Genomic DNA, 22,901 nt, shown 5'->3' with positions numbered 1-22,901 from the left:
TTCTTTTATAGAACAAAAAGCAAACATTTTACATGACCCGCGCCGGAGCCGGCTCAACCTGCCGCCTGAACGCATGCGCCCGGCCCCGGCCATGCCGGGGCAAGACGCGCACGGTCCGGGCATGGAACCCTGTCATTAGGGGCCCTGTCATTGCGGTCCGATCACTTCCGCCGTTTGGCCGGGTGCAGGGGTGCGGGCGGTGCGACCACGGGCGGCTGGGGCTGCGCGTAGTCACGCGGGTCTGTCCAGCCGAAGCAGGCACCGGCACCCGGCAGGCCCTGGGGGCAGGACACCAGATTGGCGCGACCAAGCCCCTGCGTAACCTGCGGACGCACACCCGAAATGGCTGCGTGCAGGGCGATGGCTGCCGTGTCGGCCGCCACATTCTGCCCCGAAGCCGCAGCGGCGGCCCGGAACTGCCCACCCTGATGGGCGATGGCCACCGGCAGCAAAGGCTGCGGCAGGCGGGTGGGAGACGCCGCCAGGATAATACCCGTGGACCCGGCGATACGGCCCGTGCCGAACAGGTTGTTCATGCTCAGGGCACAGCTTACCGTCTCACCCATGCGGTCGGTCACCACGAAGCTGGTGGAAGCGGGCAGCGGGGGAAGTGCGCCACCCGTGGGCACCGCGCCCCCTTCCAGCACGGCCTGGGCCTGGGCAACGCCCTGCTGGGCGGCCGGACGGGCCCGCCATGCCGCCACGACCTGTTCGGCCCGCGCGCCACGGCCGCCGGCCAGATAGGCCACGGCCATGCCAAGCCCGCCATCGGCCGGGGGCGGCAGGAAGCTGATATCCACGCCATCGGCCCGGGCGCTCAGCGGGGTCTGGGTCGCCGCCAGGGCGGCGCGCAGGTCCGCCTTGCTCAACCCGCCACCGGCCGCCTGCGCGCCCTCGACGAATGTCTGCCCGAGCGCGCCGTTATAAAGATCCCCCACACCGGCAATGCGCAGGCGTTCCAGCGCCCCCGCCAAGCGGGGCTGAAGCAGGATATCGTTCGCACCCAATGCCGCGCCGTCATCATCGTTGCCGAACACGGCGCGCACGGCGTCATCGCTCAGCAATGGGGCCTTGACGGCATTCAGGTCCGTCGCCAGCAGGCCGCTGACAGAAACACCCTGGGCGGCAAGACTGCGGGCGGGGGCGACAAGCTGCCCGAACTCCACGCTGCCATAGCCCAGATGCATGAGGAACAGCCCGCGGGCGAGCATGGGTACTGCCGCCGGGCGGTCGGCCTTGGCATCGGCCGTGCCCGCCTTGGGCAGGAAGATGAACGCCTGGCCCGCCGCGTCGCCCGGCCGCCAGGCCAGGCAGGCCCCGCCGCTGCCCAGGGAGGCGCGCGAAGGCAATGTGACGGAAAGGGCAAAACCCAGCGCCGTGGCCGCATCCGCCGCGTTGCCGCCCTTGGCCAGGATATCGCGCGCGACAAGGGCCGCACTCGGTTCGTCGGCTGCGACACTGCCCACATAGCCGGTTGTGACCGGCTGGATCGTGTGCGTGCTGCCGCAGGCCGTCAATGTCCCCGCCAGCGCCAGGCCCAACGCCAGCGTGCGTGCGCGACCAAAGGGGGACAGACTGGACAGGGACGCGCTGAACCGGACAGACTTGAACCGGACAAAACCGTTTTGCTTGAACTGGGCAGCCACGCCTTGATGTCTCCACTACTGGCCCGCGATCCGGCGTGTCTTCCGGCGGGCGGACGCATCCTTATGCTCTAGTTCGATTAACCTGCTTTGTAGCAGGCAGCAACAGACATGCGTGCGCATGCCACAGCCGGGCACCGGGCGCAGGCATGCAGGCCGTGCCCGGCCAGCGCACTTGCAGCCCCCACCGCCGTGCCGTACCATCCCGTTTTACGGACTTAGGACACCATGACCCAATCACCCTCCCTTCTTTCGCGCCTGGCTGCCGCAGGCACGCTGGCCGCCCTGCTTGCCGCGGGCGCGCCATCCGCCGCCCGTGCGGACAGCAGCAGCTTTACCCCTGCCCAGAGGGCTGAAATCGTCAGCATCGTGCGCGATGCACTGAAAACCGACCCGTCGATTCTCTCGGATGCGGTCGCGGCACTGCAAAGCAAGGCCTCCGAACAGAGGGCGGCCTCGGCACTGGATGTGGTGCGCCGCAACGCCCCGCTGTTCGGGGACAGCACGACCGATGTCGTTCTGGGCAATCCGCACGGCACGCTGCGGGTGGTGGAATTCTACGACCCCCGCTGCCCGTACTGCCGCAAGATGCTGGGCGATCTGGACGCGCTGATCGCGGCCGAACCCGACCTGCGGCTGGTGGAAAAAATCATTCCCATCCTGGGGCCGAACAGCACGCTGGACGCGCAGGCCATCATGGCGGCGGGGCAGCAGAACGCCTATCTGTCGTTCCAGAAAGCGCTGATGACCGATAACAGCGCCCCCGGGGCCGAGCGTATCCGCCGCGTGGCGGCACAGACCGGGCTGGATGTGGACAGGCTGGAACGCGACATGAAAAGTGCCCCGGTCGCGACCGCGCTGGCCAAGAACGTCGCGCTGGCCCGCTCCATCGAACTGGACGGCACGCCCACCTTCCTGATCGGGGGGAAGGAAATCATCCCCGGTGCGGTCTCGCTCGATGAACTCAAGGCCGCAGTGGGTCGCCTGAAACAGGCCCACTAAAAGACCGTTTCAAAACAACCCACTGCACCGCCCTGCCGCCCCGAACGAAGCCGGCAGGGCCGATGATATCCGTGCAGAACCAGCGCCCCCGACCCAGTCGCCGGGTAGGCCGATCAGGCGGCCTGCCCGGTGCGCTGTTCGGGCATGAGCCCTTCGGCCCGCAGCAGGGTGGCGAGGGCGCGCACCATGTCGTCCATCATCTCATCCGTGTGGAAGGGGCCGGGGGTAAGCCGCAGCCGCTCGGTACCTTCGGGCACGGTGGGATAGTTGATAGGCGTTGCATACTGCCCGAATTCGTTGAGCAGACGGCGGCTGATGCGCTTGCAGCATTCCGCGTCCCCCACCGGAATGGGCACGATATGGCTGGGGGTCATGGTGAACGGCACCCCGGCGGCGCGCAGGCGCTGGCGGAAGGTGTTGACCCGTTCGAACAGGGCTTCGCGCCGCCAGTTCTCGGCCCGTACCATGCGCACGCTCTGCAACGCGGCGCCCACCACACAGGGCGGCAGGGCGGTGGTGAAGATAAAGCCCGAGGCCGTGGAGCGCAGGAAATCGATGATCCCGGCGGCTGCGGTAATATAGCCGCCATGCACGCCGAACCCCTTGGCCAGCGTGCCTTCGATGATATCGACCTGATCGGCCACACCGTCACGCTGGGACACACCACCGCCCTCGGCCCCGTACAGGCCCACGGCATGCACTTCGTCCAGGTAGGTGAGTGCACCGTATTTGCGCGCCAGCGCACAGATGGCGCCGATATCGGACATATCGCCATCCATGGAATACACGCTTTCGAACGCGATCAGCTTGGGTGCGTCCGCCGGGGCCGCGGCCAGCTTGCGTTCGAGATCTTCAAGGTCGTTATGTTCGAAAATGACCGTCTGCGACGCGCGGGCACCCTTGATGCCCGCGATCATGGAGGCATGGTTGAGCCTGTCGGAAAAACAGATCCAGCCGGGCATGGAGGTCAGGATGGTTTGCAGGCTGGCCTGGTTCGACACATAGCCCGACACGAATAAAAGCCCGGCTTCCTTGCCATGCAGGGACGCCATTTCGGCCTCAAGCTCGTTATGCAGCGGGCTGGTGCCCGCGATGTTGCGCGTGCCACCCGCACCTGCCCCATGGTCGCGCACGGCGGCAATGGCGGCTTCCTGCACTTCGGGCACAACGCCCATGCCCAGATAATCGTTGGTGGACCACACGACGACATCACGCCCATCGGGCATGTCGGGCCGTTCTTCCCCATAAACGGGAAAACGCTCGGCGTGGCGCGCCAGCGGTGTGAAGTTCCGGTAACGCCCTTCGTGCCGGATGCGGTCGAGGGCCTCATCGCAATGGTCGTAAAAAGGGTGTCGGGCGTTCTTGATCGCTCCCACGCTCGGTGTCTCCTCGCTCCTTATCGCGAACGGCAGGGCAGAGCGGTTGCCCGGTCATTCAAAACCGCATGGTCCAGGCCGGTCGGGTCCGTCCGGTCTTTCAGGTGCTGCATGCGGCCTTATCGCACATACACCTGCACGACGGGCTTCGTCACGGACGAATCCGGCATGGCCGACATCTCCACCTGTGCATCAGACGCGCCCGCCTGGACGATTTCTCCCATCACGGCCCTGCCGTCGCCTTCCACCAGGGCGGTCAGGGCCGCCTGCTCGGCCTGCGGGTCCGCCTGTCTTGGCACCAGGCAGCGCACCACGAACAGAATATCAGGCTTGCGAGTGAGAGCCACGTGGACAATCTTGTCAACAGGTTCGCGCCATTCGGCCTCTGGCGTGCCCGCGACCAGCGTAATCAGCGGGGGGATCGGCGGTGGGGCTGGCGGGGGCGGCGGCACATAGGGCTTGGGCCGCACGCCCGCACTGGGGTTAAAGGTTTTCTGGTCCACCAGCTTGCAGCCCGCCAGGCCAGCGGCCAGCATACAGGAAAGACCAAGGCCCAGACCACGCCGCAGCACCGCCCGTTGTCGCGCGACAGAAAAGACAGACAGCATGGGCGGGCGATTCTCCGTTTTCGTCTGCGGCATTCGCGCCCTTATGCCATGGGAAAAGGGCCAGAGGTTTTTTCTTCTTTCGCGCCACAAGGCGGCGGACGCAAGCCCCACGCGCATGCGCCAGGCGGAATAAGCCCAGCCCCTGCCCCGCCTGCACCACCCCGGCCTGCCGGTTTGCGCCCGCGCCCCTTGCCCGTGGGGTGTGCGCTCTGCTTAATATCGGCAGCATCTTCCCCCATTGCACGCGCAGGCGATGCAAGGATCGACACCCAGCCCATGGCCGCGTTCTTGGCACCAGATCCAGTCCCGCCCAGCACCACAGTCGCGCAGGATCGCACAAGCCCGCAGATGAACCCGCAGGATGCCCTGACCCTGCGGCTGGACAGGGCCGCACGCCAGAGCCTTGCCGCAAGCCAGCAGGGCAGCGCTTACCTGCCCGAACTTGCGACATTGTGCCTGCCTGTCACCATGCTGTGGTGCCGCGTGCTGCGCCATGACCCCACAGCCCCCGACTGGCCGGACCGCGACCGCTTTGTCGTGCCGTCCCTTGCCTTGCAGCCGCTGCTGCATGCCATGCTGCGCCTGACAGGGGCGATCGGGGCGGACACGCAGGCCATGCCCGAATACGGCACCCACCCGGCGGTGGAGGTCGCCCCCGGCCCCGCCGGGCAGGGGGTTGCGGCGGCGGCGGGCATGGCCCTGGCCGAACAGATCCTGGCCCGCAGGCATGGCCGGTCGCTGGTCAACCACCGGGTGTGGGTCATGGCGCGCGATACCGACCTGCTGACCGGGGTCGCCCTTGAAGCCGCCCAGCTTGCCGGACGGTTCGGGCTGAACAGGCTGACGGTACTCGTCAGCCCCGGCTCCCATACCGACCCTGCGGAATTTTCGGATTCGCTGGCGCGTTTTTCCGCCTCGGGCTGGAGCGTACGCTGGGTGAACGCGCACAGCCTGCCTGCGGTCAATGCCGCCCTGACAGCCAGCACCCGGGCCCGGAAGCCGACCCTGATCGCCTGCATGCCCTCCCCCATCGGTACCCCGGCCGATTATATGGCCCCCGCCACCGTGGCGGAGGAAGAACAGATCGGCCCGTGGAGCCCGACGGCCCGGCGGGGCGCGTCCCTGCGGCGGTCATGGCTGCGCCGCCTGTCCCGGCACCGCGGGCGCGATACGTTCGAGCGGGAATTCGCCTCCATCCCCCCACCCCTGTTGACCGAGGACTGGCTGCGCCTGTGGCGCCAGGCGCTGCACGCCCTGCCTGCCCGATCGTCCCAGCAGGCGGCACTTGCTGGGCTGCGGGCCCTGGGGGCCGTGCGGCACGAACTGGGCGTGCTGGCCGCGGCCTCCGGCTCGGGGGCGTGGCACGCTACCCCGCACGCGCCATCAGCCACCCATGCCGCAGCCCCCTGGCCATGCGGCCTTCAGGAACACGGCATGGCGGGCATGCTCAACGGCATGGCGCTGCATGGCGGTATCCTGCCCTGCGGGGTGGCGGGCATGATCACCATCGACCGCATGCGCTCGGCGTTGCGCATGGCCGCCCTCATGCGCCGCAAGGTGCTGTACCTGCTGACCGATGACGGCCTGGCCCTGAGCGATGGCGGCGCGGGCTGGCAGCCGGTGGAACAACTGGCCAGCCTGCGCGCCATGCCCCACCTCGCCGTGTTCCGTCCCGCCTGTGCCGAGGAAACCTTTGCCTGCTGGCAGGCGGCCCTGGACTGGGTGGAAGGCCCGGCCCTGCTCGTGCTCTCCCCGCATGAAACGCCTGAGCCCCCGCCAGCCCCGCCGCCGGGCAGCGGGGGTTTTGCCGGCCCGCCCTCGGGCACGGCTCCCCGGCCACCTGCCGTGCTGGCCGGGCGTTTCGGCACGGCGGCCCATGGCGGCTACCTTTTGTGCGGCGAGGGTACGCGCGATGTCACCCTGATGGCCACCGGCCCCGAAGTCGGCATTGCCCGGCACGCGCAGGCCCTGCTGGCAGCCCACGGCCTGCGCGTGGCCGTGGCCTCCATCCCCTGCTGGGAGGCGTTTTCGCGCCAGACACCCGCCTATCGCATGGCTGTTCTGGGCGATACGGGTTTGCGTGTCGGCATTGAAGCGGCCAACAGTTTCGGCTGGGAACGCTGGCTCGGACAAAACGGGATTTTCATCGGCATGGACGATTTTGGCATATCCGCTCCCGCGAACGCGGTGTATGAACGCTTTGGCATTACGGCCGAGGCTGTCTGCGCCAAAGTCCTGGAGCGCCTGGCGTTATCCACCCCCGCCAAGGAGTCCCCTGCCCCAACGCCGACCCTGCCCCGGTCAAGGACCGGAACCCGTAACAAATAAAAAGACAAAAACGGAGAATTACCCCAATGGCAGTCAAAATCGCGATCAATGGCTTTGGCCGTATCGGCCGTCTGGTTCTGCGCGGCATTATCGAAAGCGGGCGCACGGACGTGGTGCCGGTGGCCATCAATGACCTTGGCAGCGTGGAAGACAACGCCCATTTGCTCAAATACGATAGCGTGCATGGCCGTCTGGCGGGCGATGTGCAGGTGGATGGCAACAAGCTGATCATTACCGCCCATGGCCGGACCTGGGCGCCGATTACGGTTTCGGCCGAACGCGATCCGTCCCGCGTGCCGTTCGAAGGCGTTGACGTGGCCATGGAATGCACCGGCCTGTTCACCTGCCGCGAAAAGGCCGCCCAGCTTCTGGCGGCGGGTGCGCGCAAGGTCATTGTCTCGGCCCCCGCGACCGATGTGGACGCCACCATCGTGTTCGGTGTCAACCAGTCCGTCCTGACCAAGGACATGACCGTGATTTCAAACGCGTCATGCACCACCAACTGCCTGGCCCCTGTCGCCAAGGTCATGGAAGATGCATTCGGCATCGAGCGTGGCTACATGGTCACCATCCATTCCTACACCGGCGACCAGCGCACGGTGGACACGCTGCACAAGGACCTGCGCCGCGCGCGTGCGGCCGGGCTGAACATGATCCCGACCTCGACCGGGGCCGCCCGCGCGGTGGGCCTGGTGCTGCCCCAGCTCAAGGGCAAGCTGGACGGCACCGCCATTCGCGTGCCCACGGCCAATGTCTCGGTCGTCTCGCTCGACTTCGTGCCGCGCAAGGCCCCCACCAGCGTGGAAGAGGTCAACAACGCCATCAAGGCGGTGGTTGACGCGGGCACGATGCACCACGCCCTGGCCTATTGCGACGAACCGCTGGTCAGCTCGGACTTCAACCACGCCATTGCCTCCTCCTCCTTCGATGCCACGCAGACGGCGCTGGTCGATGGCGGGAAACTGGTGCGTGTGTGTTCGTGGTATGATAATGAATGGGGCTTCTCGAACCGTATGTCCGACACGGCCGCCCTGTTTGGAGCCCTGTAATGGCCACGACCCTTCCCTTCGCCACACTCGACAGCCTTGACCCCCGGGGCAAGCGCGTTCTGGTGCGTGTCGACCTGAACGTGCCCGTGCAGAACGGGCAGGTCAGCGACCAGACCCGGATCGAGCGTATTGTCCCCACCATCCGCGAACTGGCGGACAAGGGGGGGCGGGTGATCCTGCTCAGCCATTTCGACCGCCCCAAGGGCAAGGTGGTGCCCGATCTTTCGCTCCAGCCCATTGCCACGGCGCTGGCCACGGCGCTGGGCCGCCCGGTCAGCTTCGTGCATGACTGCGTGGGCGATGAGGTGGAGGCCGCTACCCGCTCGCTCAAGGACGGCGAAGTACTTTTGCTGGAAAACACCCGTTTCCAGCCGGGGGAGGAAAAGAACGACCCCGACATGGCAGCAGCCCTTGCACGCCTGGGCGATGTCTATGTGAACGATGCGTTTTCTGCCGCGCACCGTGCCCATGCCTCCACCGCTGGCGTTGCCACGCATCTGCCCTCCTTCGGGGGGCGGTTGATGGAAGCGGAGCTTGAGGCCCTGTACACGGCCCTGGAAAACCCCGAACGCCCGGTCGGTGCGATCATTGGCGGGGCCAAGATTTCAACCAAGCTGCAACTGCTTGAAAACATGCTGGAAAAAGTGGACATGCTGGCCATTGGCGGGGCCATGGCCAATACGTTCCTTGCAGCCCAGGGGTTGAATGTCGGCAAGTCCCTCAAGGAAGAGGAAATGTTCGACACCGCGCGCAGGATCATGGATCAGGCCAAGGCCCGCAACTGCGACCTGGTGCTGCCGGTGGACGTGGTGGTTGCCTCCGACTTCATGGCCGGTGCCCCCACGCAGATCGTGCCGGTCACGGCCATTCCCGATGGGTGGATGGCGCTTGATGTCGGGCCGGATACCGTCAAGCTGCTCAACGGCAAGCTGACCTCGCTGAAGACGCTGGTGTGGAACGGCCCGCTGGGTGTGTTCGAACTCCCCCCCTTCGACGAGGGCACGAACGCCGTGGCACAGGAAGCCGGACGGCTGACCGCCAAGGGCGCGCTCAAGACCGTGGCGGGCGGGGGCGATACGGTGTCCGCACTTCGCCATGCCGGTGTCCTGCATGAAATGACCTATGTCTCCACCGCAGGCGGGGCGTTCCTGGAATGGCTTGAAGGCAAGGTTCTGCCCGGCCTGACCGCCATCAGCACCACGCTCGAACGCACGCTGCCGATCTGACGCGGGCTTTCCCCGCCGTGTTTGGGGCCGCACCCCGGGGCGGCTTTCATGCGGCGGGGCATTGGCCGGTGCGGTGACTGAAGGCCCCGGCATGCAGTGCTGGGTGTTGCGGACTTCTGCCCGAACCATGCCAGTCCGTGCGGCACCCTCTGCAGTCATGCGGAATTAGCGGTTTCATGGAAGTTTTGGGTGTCGCCTTTTTTTAAAGGGGATGTTTTCTGAAGCTTTTTGAAAAAAGCTTCACCAAAAACTTTTATTATTTGTCGATGTTTGTGGTCGGGCAGTTTTTAAAACTGTTCCGATGGGACTTTTACGGCTCAGCCTGGGGCAGGGTTATCGCAACCGGGCGCGGACGGCCGTAAAGCTGCATCATCGCCACACCGGCCAGCACTACCGCACCACCCAGCACTGTCCGCAGGCTGGGTATTTCACCCACCATCAGGAATGACACCACAAGCGTGGTGGGTGAAAGCAGGTACAGAAACCCCGCCGAATGGGCGACACCGATCTCCCCCACCACCTTGGCCCAGGCGGCATACGCCACAACGGCGGGAAACAGCCCCAGCAGCAGCATCAGGAACCACGGCCATGCCCCGTGCCCCTGCAACTGGAACACGGCCTGGGGCAGCCACGGCAGCAGGGCTATGGCGCCCAGCAGCAGGTTCCATGCGGTTGTGGTCAGGGCGCCATACCGCGCGATAAGCGGCTTTTGCAGCAGGTAGAACGTGGCCGAACACAGGGCCGCCGCCAGCACATACGTTGCCCCCGCGCCAAAACTGAACCCGCCGGGCTGCCCACTGCCGATTATGACAACGCCTGAAAAACTGACAGCCGAGCCAAGCCACCCCAGCGGGGAGAGTTTTTCCCCCAGCACGACAACCGCGATCAGGGCCGAAAGAAAGGGGGAGATATTCAGCAGCAGGCTGGTTGCACCGGCCGAAATCGTCTGTTCGCCACTGTTGAAAAGAATATTGTACACGGCAATGCCGATCACGCCACAGAGCGCAAAACGTGGCATATCCGCCCGGCGCGGCAAGACGGGGCGTGTGCTGGCAAGCCAGGCCAGGATAAAAACAGCCGCAATCCCGTAGCGCAAAGCGGCCAGGGGCACGGGGGAAAGATAAGGCAGAACCAGCCTGACCAGCGGGTAAGCCAGGGACCACGCCAGAAGCGCAACACACACGGCAATGACGGGCACCGGCCGGTGGGGCGCGCTGGCTGTCTGCTCCTGCTCCATGGTCCTGCCCTTTTCCCCAACGACGCGCGATGCGTTTATTCCCGCAGCAGGACCCGATCGTTCAGGAACGAGGACAGGGCACCCGCCACGAAATCCTTTTTAAGCTGGGCTTCGTCATATTCATTGGCCACCCAGTCCAGAAACGGCAGGCGGCCTTCTGCCTGGGCCTGGTAGCGCAGGAAAAACGCGTCGAGAATACCCGTGCGCGAACGGCTGAAATGCCCGAACCGCCAGGACAGTTCCTTCAGCGCCTGCCGGGCGGTGCCCCCTTCGAGCAGGATCACAAGGCCAGACGCCAGCCCTGCCCTGTCCGCACCCGACTTGCAGTGCATGAGCATGGGAAACACCATATTCTGGTACAGCTTGGCAAACCGCAGGATCCGGTCGCGATGCGGCGCACCCCGGCTTTCGAACGCCATGTCCAGATGGATCAGCCCGACATCCTGCGCCGCCTGGCGTGACAGCGCGTCGGACCCGCACTGCCTGTGTCCGCGCAGGTTGACCAGCGTGCGCAGGCCCAGCACCCGTGTGGCCTGGCGCAACCGGGCCGGGGTGGGGTGGTTGCACCGGTAGACCTTGCCCGGAATCACGGCATGGAAATTGGTCCACACCAGGCGAAAGACCGCATGGTCGACAAAGAGACTGTCCGCCCACGCCCTTGTACGGCCCGAAAAAGAAGAAAGATGGCCGTCAAACACGCAAAGCCCTCATGTCTTTCATGGAAACAAGTCCCGACATGTTTCATTTCCCGCAGGGCGCGTCAATGCCCGTCACCCGCAAGGGCATGCGCCAGCCCATGGCCCCTTGGGGCTGACAGGCACAAAAAGCCCGGCATGACCTGCGCCATGCCGGGCTTTTGTAACACGAAGCCGAAAGAACGGCCGCGTGGTCTAGAGCTTGCGCTCGATCTGCAGTTCCTTGATCCGGCCGATGGCCTTGGCCGGGTTCAGGCCCTTGGGGCAGGTCTGCGTGCAGTTCATGATGGTGCGGCACGCATAGAGCTTGAACGTATCTTCCAGTTCGTCCAGGCGTTCGCCCGTGTGCTCGTCGCGGCTGTCGGCAATCCACCGATAGGCGGCCAGCAGCACGGCCGGGCCCAGGTAGCGGTCGCCGTTCCACCAGTAGGACGGGCAGGACGTGGTGCAGCAGAAGCACAGAATGCATTCCCACATGCCGTCCAGCTTGGCGCGTTCCTCGATGCTCTGGCGGCGTTCGCCATCGGGCGGGGGCGCACTGTCGGACTTCATCCAGGGCTGGATGGCGCGGAGCTGTGCATAGGCCCCGTCAAGGTTGGAAACCAGGTCCTTGACGATGGGCATGTGCGGCAGCGGATAGATCCGCACGTCGCCTTCGATGCTCTTGATCGGCTTGAGGCACGCAAGCGTGTTCTCGCCATCGATATTCATGGCGCAGGACCCGCAGATCCCCTCGCGGCAGGACCGCCGGAAGGTCAGCGTGGGGTCCACCTCGTTCTTGATGTGGATAATCGCGTCAAGAACCATGGGCCCGAATGTATCGAGGTCCAGTTCGTAGATGTCGATGACCGGGTTTTTGCCGTCATCCGGGGACCAGCGGTAGATCCGGAATGTCTTGACGTTCTTTGCACCGGCCGGCGCGGGAAAGGTCTTGCCTATCCCGATAGTGCTGTTACGTGGCAGTCTGAGTTCGACCATGTTCGCCTCCCTTTGCCCGGCAGATCAGTAAACGCGCTTTTTGGGCGGGAAGACCTCGACCTCATCGGTCAGGGTCCTCATGTGCACCGGACGGTAGGTCAGCTTCACGCCGCCCTTGTCATCCAGCCAGGATACGGAATGCTTGAGCCATTCCTTGTCATCACGATCGGGGAAGTCGTCCCGCGCATGGGCACCACGGCTTTCGTGCCGGGCCAGACCGCTTTCCAGCGTGGCCGTGGCGTTGGCCAGGAGGTTTTCAAACTCCAGCGCTTCCATCAGATCGCTGTTCCAGATCAGTGACGTATCGGAAACGGAAATGTCGCCGACCCCGCCCCAGATCTCACGGATCTTGTCGACACCTTCCTGCAGGCTTTCTTCCGTGCGGAACACGGCTGCGTGGGTCTGCATGTCGCGCTGGAGGCGTTCACGCATGGCCGAAACCTTGGTGCCGCCCTTGGCGTAACGCAGCTTGTCCAGGCGATCGAGCGCGAATTCACCCGCGCCGGCTGGCAGCGGACGGACGAAATCGGCCTTCTTGACGACTTCCGCCGCCCGGCGCGAGGCCGCACGACCGAACACGATCAGGTCGAGCAGGGAATTGGTGCCCAGGCGGTTCGCACCATGCACGGACACGCAGGCCGCTTCACCCACGGCCATCAGCCCGGGCACGACGGCATCGGGGTTTTCCGCCGTGGGGCGGACCACTTCGCCGTGTATATTGGTGGGAATGCCGCCCATGTTGTAATGCACGGTCGGCAGCACCGGCACCGGTTCCTTGGTCACATCCACACCCGCGAAGATGCGCGATGTTTCAAGAATGCCCGGCAGGCGTTCATGCAGCAGATCGGAACCCAGATGTTCCAGATGCATCATGATGTGGTCCTTCTTGGGACCACAGCCACGGCCTTCCTTGATTTCGATGGTCATGGCGCGCGACACGACATCGCGCGAGGCGAGGTCTTTCGCGGTGGGGGCATAACGCTCCATGAAGCGTTCGCCTTCGGAATTGGTCAGGTAACCACCTTCGCCACGGCAGCCTTCGGTCAGCAGGCAGCCTGCCGGATAGATGCCGGTGGGGTGGAACTGCACGAATTCCATATCCTGCGTGGGCAGGCCCGCGCGCATGACCATGCCGTTGCCGTCACCCGTGCAGGTATGCGCGGATGTGCAGGACTGGTAGGCGCGGCCGTAACCGCCCGTGGCCAGCACGACCATCTTGGCGTTGAAGCGGTGAATGGTGCCGTCATCCTGGCACCAGGCCATGACGCCACGACACGCCCCTTCGTCATCCATGATCAGGTCGATGGCGAAGTATTCGACAAAGAATTCGACATTATGCTTCAGGCACTGCTGGTACAGCGTGTGCAGGATGGCATGGCCCGTGCGGTCGGCGGCGGCGCAGGCACGCGGCACCGGGGCCTTGCCGAAATCGCTCATATGGCCGCCGAAGGGGCGCTGGTAGATCTTGCCCTCTTCCGTGCGGGAGAACGGAACGCCGAAATGTTCGAGTTCCTGCACCGCGGGCACCGCCTCGCGGACCATGAATTCGATGGCGTCCTGGTCACCCAGCCAGTCCGACCCCTTGACGGTGTCGTACATATGCCAGCGCCAGTTATCCTCGGCCATGTTGCCCAGGGAGGCACCGATGCCACCTTGGGCCGCCACGGTGTGGCTACGGGTGGGGAAAACCTTGGTGACGCACGCAGTGCTCAGCCCTGCGGCCCCCATGCCCAGTGTCGCGCGCAGGCCTGACCCGCCCGCACCTACAACCACCACGTCATATGCGTGGTCAACAATCCTGTAAGCTCCCCTTGAAGGAGAGGAATTGGCATTCATCGTGACGGCGCTCCCATGTGCGTTCGGCCTGTCAGTCGTTCAGGTTCATGCCGCCGCGTATCCGGCCTGCCCGACAGCGGCACATCATTCTCGGTTCGGTGGTGAAGGCCCGGTTATTTCGCCGAGCTGCTGCTTGCCACCAGCTTGATCACGGCGAACACGCCCAGGAGCCCCAGGAGCGAAGTGCCGATCTTGACCAGAAGGCGGGCAGGCACATGGGCCTTGCCATGCACGTAATCATCCACGATGACCTGCAACCCGACCTGGGCGTGGTAGAACGTGGTAATGATCAGTGCCGCCATCATGGTGGCGTTGAGAGGCTTGCCGCCCCATTTGACCACCTCGGCATGGTCGGCGCCGCCAAGGCGGAACATCTGCACGACGAACCAGGTGGAAAGGGGCAGGAGGGTCGCCGCCGACGTGCGTTCGGCCCACCAGTGGCCGACGCCGGAATGACCCGCACCCAGCCCGCGCGCGCGCCCAAGCTGGGAACGCATGGTCTCGATATGAGGAACAGACGCATTCATCTCAGACTGCCTTCCCTGCTTTGGCCCGACGGGACCGGCGGCACGCGGCCACGCATAGCAGTGCCGACGCCAGCACCGTGCTGGCCCCGACCGCCACACCAACGGCGACCGGGCCGTCCTTGTTCAGCTCTTCCTTGTCGTAGCGGTGGCCGCAATCCCAGATGAGATGGCGAACCCCGCCCACGGTGTGGTAGATGACCGATGCCAGCCAGCCGACCAGCACAAGCTGGCCCAGCGGGTTGCCCGTAACCTTGCGCGCCGTGGCGAAGGCCTTGGGCCCCTTGGCGGCGGCCCCCAGCCAGAACACGCCAAGGGCGGCCCCGGCGGTGGCGATCACACCCGTGATACGGTTCGAAATCGAAAGAACCATGGAAAGTCGGTAACGGTAGACCTGCAGATGCGGCGACATGGGCCGCTCGATCAACGTGCCGTCACTTCGGCTCCCTACATAGAGGGCCTTGCGGATATCCTGCATTGTGAGCCTCGTACCCCGTCTTCTGTCACCCCGCCGGAACCACGCCCGGCGGGTTTGCATCGTTTTGTCCTACGCCCCGCCCCTTCCGGCGGTCAATTCAGCGGGTCAACACGACACCGAGAGGGGGGGGATTCTCACTCAGGCGTGTGCGGGAATAAGGTCCAGCGCGATCATGGTCTCGGCAATCTGCACCGCGTTCAAAGCGGCCCCTTTCCGCAGGTTATCGGACACACACCAGAATGCGAGGCCGTGGGGTACGCTCGGATCGACACGAAGGCGTGAAACGTAGCTTGCGTCCTCGCCCACGCATTCGATCGGAGTCACGTAGCCGCCATCCTCGCGCTGGTCGAGCAGGATCACCCCTTCGGCCTCGCGCAGGGCGGTGCGCGCCCGTTCGAGGTCCACGGGTTCGGCAAATTCCGCGACAATCGCCTCGGAATGGCCGACAAACACGGGCACGCGCACGCAGGTGGCCTGCACTTCCACCTCGGGGTCGAGAATCTTCCTGGTCTCGACTCGCATCTTCCACTCTTCCTTGGTGGCGCCGTCATCCATGAAGCGGTCGATCTGGGGAATGCAGTTGAAGGCGATCTGCTTCTGGAACTGCTCGATCTTGGGCGGATCGTTCACGAAACTGCCGCGCGTCTGTGCAAACAGTTCGTCCATGCCGTCCTTGCCCGCACCCGATACCGCCTGATAGGTGGCCACCACCACGCGCTTGAGCGTGAACAGGTCGTGCAACGGCTTGAGGGCGACCACCATCTGGATGGTGGAACAATTCGGATTGGCAATAATGCCGCGCTTGGCCCCCTTGAGTGCCAGCGGGTTCACCTCGGGCACCACCAGCGGCACATCGGGGTCCATGCGGAAGTGGGACGTATTGTCGATCACGATGCAGCCCGCCTTGGCGGCGATGGGCGCATACTTGGCGGACACGGACGCACCGGGGGAAAACAGGCCGATATCCCAGCCCTTGAAATCGAAGGTTTCCAGGTTCTGCACCTTCAGGACCCGGTTGCCGAACGACACCTCGCGCCCCGCCGAACGGGGGGAGGCGAGCGCCACGATATCGTCCACCGGGAATTCCCGTTCGGCCAATGTCTTGAGGATTTCCCTCCCCACTGCGCCCGTGGCACCCACGACAGCAACCCGATAACCCATGATCCACCTTTTCCGATCTCGTGATGATACCGGCCCGCGACGAGGCCGGATGATTTGGCCGCAGACCCTAGACGATTCCCCCCGCAAAGGGAATTGCCCCGCACCATGCGCCCGGCGGGGCACAGCCAAGCCACCCCGCCCCCCGACTCGTGCCCGATGCTGGGGGGACTCGGTCGCGACGGCGCACCCGCCCTGCCGGAGGACTCTGGGGCGGCACCCCGGTCCGGCACCCGCGAACCCGCACTGCCACCCTCCGATGTGTGCCCCATTCATAGGCAACGCAACTAGGTTCTATACGAAAACAAAAAAAATATTGAGCCGCTTCCGGTGCTTGTTGTAACAATCATGGTTTCAACACAATCAGCGCGGCAAAAACAGCAAAAAAAACAGCACGCGGTGTGATCATGAAACGCGCGCGGCCGGGGGGCGTTCAGGCTCAGGCCCCCTTCCAGCGCGTGTTTCCTGTGCTGTTTTACCGCCAGAGCGGATCAGAACCCAAAGTGAGCCTTACAATCGCCATCCTCAAGGAAACCCAGCCCGATGAAAAACGGGTTTCCATGATCCCCGCCGTGGCCCAGCGCCTGGCCAAGCTGGGGGCAAGCCTTGTCGCCCAGCAAGGTGCCGGAACCGCGGCCACCTACCCCGACAATACCTACGCCAAGGCAGGGATAAGCCTGGTTGCGGACATTCCGGCCCTGGTGGGCGGGGCGGATATCGTCCTGTCCGTGCAGCCACCCGCCATAGAGACAATCAGGGCCATGAAGCCGGGCAGCCTGCTGGTATCCTTCATTTACGCGCAGAACCAGCCCGAGCTTGTCAAAGCCCTGCGCGACGGGCGGATCACCACCTTCGCCATGGAAATGATCCCGCGCATCAGCCGGGCGCAGGCCATGGACGCGCTGTCCAGCCAGGCGGCCCTTGCGGGTTATTACGCGCCCCTGCTGGGCAGCGTGCACATGCAGAAGATCCTGCCGATGATGACAACCGCCGTGGGCTCGCTCCGCGCGGCCCGGGTGCTGGTCATGGGGCTTGGGGTTGCGGGCTTGCAGGCTTTGGCCACGGCCCACCGGCTGGGCGCGATCTGCGAAGGGTATGACGTACGCCCCGAAACGCGCGAACAGGCGGCCTCGGTCGGGGCCAAGTTCGTCGATACCGGTGTGGATGCCACGGGCGCCGGCGGCTACGCCCGCGAACTGACGGATGAGGAAAAAGCCAAGGTCCGCGCGGTGCTGAGCCAGCATATCGCCCAGGCGGACATGATCATCACCACCGCGGCAATACCCGGCCGCCGCGCCCCGCGCCTGATCGATGCCGCCCAGCTTGCCGCCATGAAGGAAGGCTCTGTCGTGGTGGACATGGGCGCACCCAGCGGGGGCAACTGCGAAGGCGCGCAGGCGGGTGAGGTGGTGAAGATTGGCCCGGTGACACTGGTCGGCCCCACCAACCTGCCCTCCTGCCTGGCGGCGCAGGCGAGCGAGCTTTACGCCAAGAACATTTACGCCCTGCTCGAACAGGTCGTGCATGACGGCACGCTCGCCCCTGATTTTACCGATGCCGTCATAACCGGCACCACCCTGACCCATGACGGGGCCATTACGAACGACGCCGCAAGGCTGTTGGTCGAAGGCAGCCCGGCGGAGAACGCATGATGGCGAGCGTGACATCCATGACCTTTGTCATTGCCCTGTATATTTTCATGCTGGCCGCCTTCACGGGCTATGTCGTGATCAGCCGCGTGCCCTCCATCCTGCATACGCCGCTGATGTCAGGCTCGAACTTCATTCACGGCATTATCGTGATCGGCGCACTCAACGCGCTGTTCAATGCCACCAGTATCGCCGAACAGGCCATCGGCTTTGTGGGTGTGTTCCTGGGGGCTGGCAACGTCATGGGCGGCTATGTGGTGACAGACCGCATGCTGGCCATGTTCCGCCCCAGCCAGAAAGCCGAACCGGCAAGACCGGAACAAGAAAAACCCGGACAAGAAAAACAGGGCCAGCCGTAAGATGTTTGTCGAATATTGCGTTGGGCTGAGCGGGCTTGTCGCCTCCGGCCTGTTTATTTACGGCCTCAAGGCCATGTCCTCGCCCGTGACGGCGGTGGCGGGGATTGTCGCTGCCGGCTACGGCATGCTGTTCGTGGTCGCCGCCACGTTCCTCAACCTGTTCAACATCACGCCCGAAGCGCGGCCCAACCTGCTGGTCAATGTCGGGCTGGGCGTTGTAGCCCTGCTGCTGGGCAGCCTGTGGGCGGGTTGGCGCGGGCGCACCGTGCAGATGACCAGCATGCCCCAGATGGTCGCCATCTTCAACGGCATGGGGGGTGGTTCGGCCGCCGCCCTGGCCGCCGTGGAACTGCTGGGCAACCACGATATTCCCCTGCTGCCGCTGAGTGTGACGGTCATCGGCGCGCTGATCGGCTGTATCTCGCTCAGCGGTTCTCTCATCGCATGGGCCAAGCTGGACGGGCGGATACGAAAACCCTTCCGCTTTAGCGGGCAGCGCGCCTTCAACGCCGCCCTGTTCGCTGCCACCGTGGTGCTGGCCGTGCTGACGGTCATGCGCTACGCAACCCCATCAGCCGAACTGCCGCGCGACCTGTTCTTTGGCGCGGCCCTGCTGCTGGGTGTGTGCATGACCCTGCCCATTGGCGGGGCGGACATGCCGGTGCTGATCTCGCTCTACAACGCCTTTACGGGGCTGGCGGTCGGGCTTGAAGGCTATATCATGAACGACCCGGCACTGATGATCGCGGGCATGGTGGTGGGTTCGTCCGGCACTCTGCTGACAGCGCTGATGGCCAAGGCCATGAACCGTTCGCTGACCAATGTGCTGTTCAGCAATTTCGGCGAAACAGGGGGCAGCAGCAAAGGCCCGGAAGGGGAAATGACCGCCGCCGACCCGGCCGATGCCGCAACCACCATGCGGTATGGCGCCAGTGTCATCATCGTGCCGGGTTACGGGCTGGCCGTGGCCCAGGCACAGCAGAAGCTGTACGAGTTCGTCAAGATCCTGGTCGCCGCCGGGGTGGACGTGAAGTTCGCCATCCACCCGGTTGCCGGGCGCATGCCCGGGCACATGAACGTGCTCCTGGCCGAAGCGGGCGTGCCGTACGACATGATCTACGACATGGAGGACATCAACGACAGCTTCGCCACCACCGATGCCGCCCTGATCATCGGCGCGAACGATGTGGTGAACCCCGAAGCGCTGACCGACAAGGCGTCGCCCATTTACGGCATGCCCATTCTGAACGCCTACAAGGCGCATCAGGTCTTCGTCATCAAGCGCGGGTCCGGCACCGGCTATTCCGGCGTCGAGAATCCGCTCTTCTTCCAGAAGAACTGCACCATGGTCTTTGGGGATGCGCAGGCCGTGCTGTCCAAAATGGTTGAGGCCGTCAAGGCGCTGGGCAGCACCTGACCCACGCCCCAGCCTGCCCCCTGCCGGTAACAAAGGCGCGAGCAGGGGGAACCTTTCCACAGTTCGCGGCCTTTTTGCCTCAATGAACGGTGGCGGCCCTGAAGACATCACAACTGGGCAGCCGGGGCTGGCAGGGGGTTCCCGTATCCCGGCCGGTGGTTTTATAAAGTCCCGGTGGGGATGAAAACCCTGCCACCGCACCAGCCCGCGACCCGGGCATGGTCTGCCCCCACTTATGGCGGCCTTTGCCCGGGCCGCAGGGCGCCACCTGCTCGGGCCTGTCAGGGCTTGTTGTCCGGGCTTGAACACACCATCGGATTTTCGGCAGGCCGGGGCTTGCGCATGGGGCAGTTCACCCGCCGGCCCATGCGCAAGCTCCGGTCAGCAACAGCCTGGCCCCGGCTCGATCGGCCGAAGGGCGGCCATGCCCGGGGCCGCATTGTCCGTAAGCACAGAGCCTGACACACTGGGCCAGAGACAGATTGGGCCACGAACCAGAAGGAACGATAAGCATGGCATACGCGACCATCAATCCGTTTACCGAGGAACAGCTCAAGGTTTTCCCCAACACCACCCCTGCCGACATCGAAACCGCCCTGGCCAAGGGGCATGCCGCCTTCCAGACATGGAAGAACACCCCCATTGCCCAGCGCACGCGCATCCTGCAGAACGCCGCCGATATCCTGCGCGCCAATCTGGATGAGTACGCAAAACTCCTGACCGTGGAAATGGGCAAGCTCTTTGCCGAAGCGCAGGCCGAAACCGAACTGTCCGCCGCCATTTTCGAATATTACGCCCTGAACGCCGAGCGGCTCCTGGCCGCCGAGATCCTGCCCGTGGCCTCGCTCAAGGAAGGGCGTGCCAAGATCGTGTTCGAACCGCAGGGCATTATCCTGGCGATCGAGCCGTGGAATTTCCCCTATTATCAGGTGGCCCGCATTATCGCGCCGCAGCTTGCGGCGGGGAACACCGTCATTCTCAAGCACGCCTCCAACGTGCCGCAGTCAGCCGCCCTGATGGACAAGCTGATGCGCGATGCCGGCCTGCCCGAAGGCGGGTTCCAGAACCTGTATCCCACGCATGAACAGCTCAACACCGTGATAGCCGACCCGCGTGTGCGCGGCGTGGCCCTGACCGGATCGGAAGGTGCGGGGGCCAAGGTGGCGTCCGAAGCGGGGCTTGCGTTGAAGAAATGCACCATGGAGCTTGGCGGGTCCGATGCCATGGTCGTGCTGGCCGATGCCGATCTGGAAAAAAGCGTGAAATGGGCCGTCTTCGGCCGCCACTGGAATGCCGGGCAGGTCTGCGTGAGTGCGAAGCGCATGATCGTGGAAGACGGCATTTACGACAGTTTTGTCGAACGCTACCGCAAGGGTGTTGCGGCCCTGCGCATGGGCGACCCGATGGACCCCAACACCACGCTGGCCCCCCTGTCCTCACGCGGGGCGGTCGAGGGGCTGAAGCAGCAGGTGGCCGATGCCGTGGCGCATGGCGCGAAGGCTGAAGAAATTCCGCTGGAAATGCCCAACAAGGGCTGTTTCTTCCGCCCGGTGTTGCTGAGCGAACTGGACGAGAACAACCCCGCCCGGCTGTGGGAATTCTTCGGCCCCGTGACCATGCTGTTCCGCGCGCGCGATGCCGAACATGCGATTGAAATCGCCAACGACTCGCCCTACGGGCTGGGTGGCTCCATTTTCACCGCCGATGAGGAACGCGGCGCGGAACTGGCCCGCCAGATCGATACCGGCATGGTGTATATCAACCACCCCACCATGGTGAAGGCCGACCTACCCTTTGGCGGCGTCAAGCGCTCGGGCTTCGGGCGCGAACTGCTGGGGCTGGGGCTGAAGGAATTTGTCAACACGAAGCTGATCGACATCGTGGGGCTGGACGACCCGTTCTAAGCTTTTTCCACCCACGGATGGGGGCAGTCCTTTTCGGGCCGCCCCCATGCCTGTGGGGGATCTGTCGCGTTGGGCAGTCCCGCTCCAGGCGGGCGGTTTCAAAACACTCCTCAGTCGATGAGAATAGAAGTTCTTGGATGTCGCCTTTTTTAAAAAGGTGATGGTTTTTGAAGCTTTTTGAAAAAAGCTTTACCAAAAACTTTTTTCTGTTTAGGGCATGCTGTACGGTTTTTCAGGTCACGATGGCGCGCAGGAAGCGTTCGCACCGGGCAAGCTGTTCCAGCGTGACATATTCGTCCGGCTTGTGGGCCTGCACGATCGAGCCCGGGCCACAGACCAGCGTGTCGATCCCCACACCCTGAAACATGCCCGCTTCCGTCCCGTAGGATACGCATGAGCAGGTCTGGCTATCCAGCTTGGCCTTGACCACGTCCAGCGCCTCACACGTGCGGCTGGCCAGGGCGGGCACATTGGCGCGGCGGCGCAGCGTTACCCCGGCCTGGGGGTCCTGGGCACGCATGAGCGGGAGAATTTCGGTCTCGATATGCGTGCGGATCGCGCCTTCTATGGCGTCGGCACTATGGTTAGGCAGGGCGCGGAATTCAAACGTGAAAAAGCATGAAGGGGCAACGGTGTTTGATGAAATCCCCCCCTCGATCGTACCGACCGAGACCGTGCTGTACGGCGGGTCGAACGCCATGTCCTGCCCTTCCTCGGCGCGGAAGGATTCGGCCAGCACGCGCAGGAATTCAATAATCCGCGCGGCATAGTTGATGGCGTTCACCCCGTCCTGCGGGCGGGAGGAATGGCTGGACTTGCCCACCACCATGCATTCGAACACGCGCGATGCCTTATGGGCCGTGACGGGGGCCATGTCCGTCGGTTCGCCCACGATGCACGCGCGCGGATGGTAGCCCCGCGCCACCAGGTCGCGAATCATGAGGGGGGCGCCCAGGCAGCCCGGTTCCTCGTCGAACGAAAAGGCAAAATGCACCGGATCCTGGGGCTGTTTGCGCGCGAAATCCTCGGCCAGGGCGGTGGCCACGCCCAGAAAACCCTTCATGTCGCAGGCCCCGCGCCCATACAGCCTGCCGTCCTTGAGCGTTGCTTCGAACGGGTCGGATGCCCAGTCCTGCCCGAGCACGGGCACGACATCGGAATGACCCGAAAGCACCAGCCCGTTCAGATACGCACCCGAACGCCCCGGCAGGGTGGCGAACAGGTTGGCCTTTGTCCCCTCATCATTCTGGGTCAGCGCCACTTCCATGCCCAGACCTGTGAAATGCTCGGCCACATCCCCGATCAGGTCGAGATTGGAAGCAGAGGACACGCTGGGATAGGCGATCAGCCGGCTGATCCAATCAAGGGCATTCTGGCTGGGCAGTAACGACATGGGATGGACGCGCTCCTGTATCGGCATGGGAATGAAAAAGG

The 22,901-nt window shown here is 64.5% G+C and carries 18 protein-coding genes and 1 pseudogene; 8 read left to right on the top strand and 11 right to left on the bottom strand.

Going from position 1 to position 22,901, the window contains the following annotated elements; genetic code table 11:
* Positions 1-161 precede the first annotated feature (161 nt).
* Positions 162-1,646: a gamma-glutamyltransferase gene (locus tag J2D77_RS05120; protein ID WP_407927081.1), complete on the bottom strand. Its 1,485-nt coding sequence runs from the start codon at positions 1,644-1,646 to the stop codon at positions 162-164.
* 146 nt (positions 1,647-1,792) lie between these two features.
* On the opposite strand from J2D77_RS05120, the pseudogene J2D77_RS05115 reads away from it, so the two are divergent.
* Positions 1,793-2,645 (top strand): annotated as a pseudogene (locus J2D77_RS05115) (DsbA family protein).
* A 113-nt stretch (positions 2,646-2,758) separates the two neighbouring features.
* On the opposite strand, the gene hemA reads toward J2D77_RS05115, so the two are convergent.
* Positions 2,759-4,021: a 5-aminolevulinate synthase gene (gene hemA, locus J2D77_RS05110; protein WP_207845226.1), complete on the bottom strand. Its 1,263-nt coding sequence runs from the start codon at positions 4,019-4,021 to the stop codon at positions 2,759-2,761.
* A 119-nt stretch (positions 4,022-4,140) separates the two neighbouring features.
* Positions 4,141-4,629 (bottom strand): hypothetical protein, encoded by a 489-nt coding sequence (locus tag J2D77_RS05105; protein ID WP_230975527.1) that lies wholly within the window; start codon positions 4,627-4,629, stop codon positions 4,141-4,143.
* Between the two features lie 276 nt (positions 4,630-4,905).
* Here J2D77_RS05105 and J2D77_RS05100 point away from each other — a divergent pair, with 276 nt between their 5' ends.
* Genes J2D77_RS05100 through J2D77_RS05090 form a run of 3 tightly spaced genes read left to right on the top strand, consistent with a single transcriptional unit; the run spans position 4,906 to position 9,232 of the window.
* On the top strand, positions 4,906-6,957 hold the full coding sequence (locus J2D77_RS05100) for a transketolase-like TK C-terminal-containing protein (RefSeq protein WP_230975526.1): 2,052 nt from the start codon (positions 4,906-4,908) through the stop codon (positions 6,955-6,957).
* A 26-nt stretch (positions 6,958-6,983) separates the two neighbouring features.
* Complete coding sequence (gap, locus tag J2D77_RS05095; protein WP_207845225.1) at positions 6,984-8,006, top strand: type I glyceraldehyde-3-phosphate dehydrogenase; 1,023 nt, start codon at positions 6,984-6,986, stop codon at positions 8,004-8,006.
* Complete coding sequence (locus tag J2D77_RS05090; RefSeq protein ID WP_207845224.1) at positions 8,006-9,232, top strand: phosphoglycerate kinase; 1,227 nt, start codon at positions 8,006-8,008, stop codon at positions 9,230-9,232. The genes gap and J2D77_RS05090 overlap by 1 nt, the downstream gene beginning before the upstream one ends.
* Before the next feature lie 310 nt (positions 9,233-9,542).
* On the opposite strand, the gene J2D77_RS05085 is transcribed toward J2D77_RS05090, so the two are convergent.
* From J2D77_RS05085 to J2D77_RS05055, 7 genes are all read right to left on the bottom strand, one after another.
* Complete coding sequence (locus J2D77_RS05085) at positions 9,543-10,469, bottom strand: DMT family transporter (RefSeq protein ID WP_207845223.1); 927 nt, start codon at positions 10,467-10,469, stop codon at positions 9,543-9,545.
* A gap of 35 nt (positions 10,470-10,504) precedes the next feature.
* Positions 10,505-11,167 carry a protein-tyrosine phosphatase family protein gene (locus J2D77_RS05080; protein ID WP_207845222.1) on the bottom strand — a complete coding sequence of 221 codons (663 nt, stop codon included), beginning with the start codon at positions 11,165-11,167 and terminating at the stop codon, positions 10,505-10,507.
* 192 nt (positions 11,168-11,359) lie between these two features.
* Positions 11,360-12,142: a succinate dehydrogenase iron-sulfur subunit gene (locus J2D77_RS05075; protein ID WP_207845221.1), complete on the bottom strand. Its 783-nt coding sequence runs from the start codon at positions 12,140-12,142 to the stop codon at positions 11,360-11,362.
* A gap of 24 nt (positions 12,143-12,166) precedes the next feature.
* Complete coding sequence (sdhA, locus tag J2D77_RS05070; RefSeq protein ID WP_207845220.1) at positions 12,167-13,978, bottom strand: succinate dehydrogenase flavoprotein subunit; 1,812 nt, start codon at positions 13,976-13,978, stop codon at positions 12,167-12,169.
* A 113-nt stretch (positions 13,979-14,091) separates the two neighbouring features.
* Positions 14,092-14,505, bottom strand: a complete 414-nt coding sequence (gene sdhD / locus J2D77_RS05065) for a succinate dehydrogenase, hydrophobic membrane anchor protein (protein WP_207845219.1) — start codon at positions 14,503-14,505, stop codon at positions 14,092-14,094.
* Between the two features lies 1 nt (position 14,506).
* Positions 14,507-14,980 (bottom strand): succinate dehydrogenase, cytochrome b556 subunit, encoded by a 474-nt coding sequence (gene sdhC / locus J2D77_RS05060; RefSeq protein WP_207845218.1) that lies wholly within the window; start codon positions 14,978-14,980, stop codon positions 14,507-14,509.
* 138 nt (positions 14,981-15,118) lie between these two features.
* Positions 15,119-16,141: an aspartate-semialdehyde dehydrogenase gene (locus J2D77_RS05055; protein ID WP_207845217.1), complete on the bottom strand. Its 1,023-nt coding sequence runs from the start codon at positions 16,139-16,141 to the stop codon at positions 15,119-15,121.
* A gap of 500 nt (positions 16,142-16,641) precedes the next feature.
* On the opposite strand from J2D77_RS05055, the gene J2D77_RS05050 reads away from it, so the two are divergent.
* The 4 genes from J2D77_RS05050 (at position 16,642) to J2D77_RS05035 (ending at position 21,467) form a co-directional block, all read left to right on the top strand.
* Positions 16,642-17,790 carry an NAD(P) transhydrogenase subunit alpha gene (locus J2D77_RS05050; protein WP_207845216.1) on the top strand — a complete coding sequence of 383 codons (1,149 nt, stop codon included), beginning with the start codon at positions 16,642-16,644 and terminating at the stop codon, positions 17,788-17,790.
* Positions 17,790-18,146, top strand: a complete 357-nt coding sequence (locus J2D77_RS05045) for an NAD(P) transhydrogenase subunit alpha (RefSeq protein WP_207845647.1) — start codon at positions 17,790-17,792, stop codon at positions 18,144-18,146. Before J2D77_RS05050 ends, J2D77_RS05045 begins: the two co-directional genes overlap by 1 nt.
* A gap of 1 nt (position 18,147) precedes the next feature.
* Positions 18,148-19,563 (top strand): NAD(P)(+) transhydrogenase (Re/Si-specific) subunit beta, encoded by a 1,416-nt coding sequence (locus J2D77_RS05040; RefSeq protein ID WP_207845215.1) that lies wholly within the window; start codon positions 18,148-18,150, stop codon positions 19,561-19,563.
* A gap of 512 nt (positions 19,564-20,075) precedes the next feature.
* Entirely contained in the window at positions 20,076-21,467 is a 1,392-nt protein-coding gene (locus J2D77_RS05035) for an NAD-dependent succinate-semialdehyde dehydrogenase (protein WP_207845214.1), read from the top strand.
* A 232-nt stretch (positions 21,468-21,699) separates the two neighbouring features.
* Here J2D77_RS05035 and argE read toward each other — a convergent pair whose 3' ends face one another.
* A complete protein-coding gene (gene argE / locus J2D77_RS05030) occupies positions 21,700-22,860 on the bottom strand; it encodes an acetylornithine deacetylase (protein ID WP_207845213.1) in 1,161 nt (386 codons plus the stop codon).
* Positions 22,861-22,901: the final 41 nt, after the last annotated feature.

It is taken from the genome of Acetobacter garciniae (assembly GCF_017377735.1).
GTDB lineage: Bacteria > Pseudomonadota > Alphaproteobacteria > Acetobacterales > Acetobacteraceae > Acetobacter > Acetobacter garciniae.
This window is presented reverse-complemented; position numbering and strand designations above follow the sequence as displayed.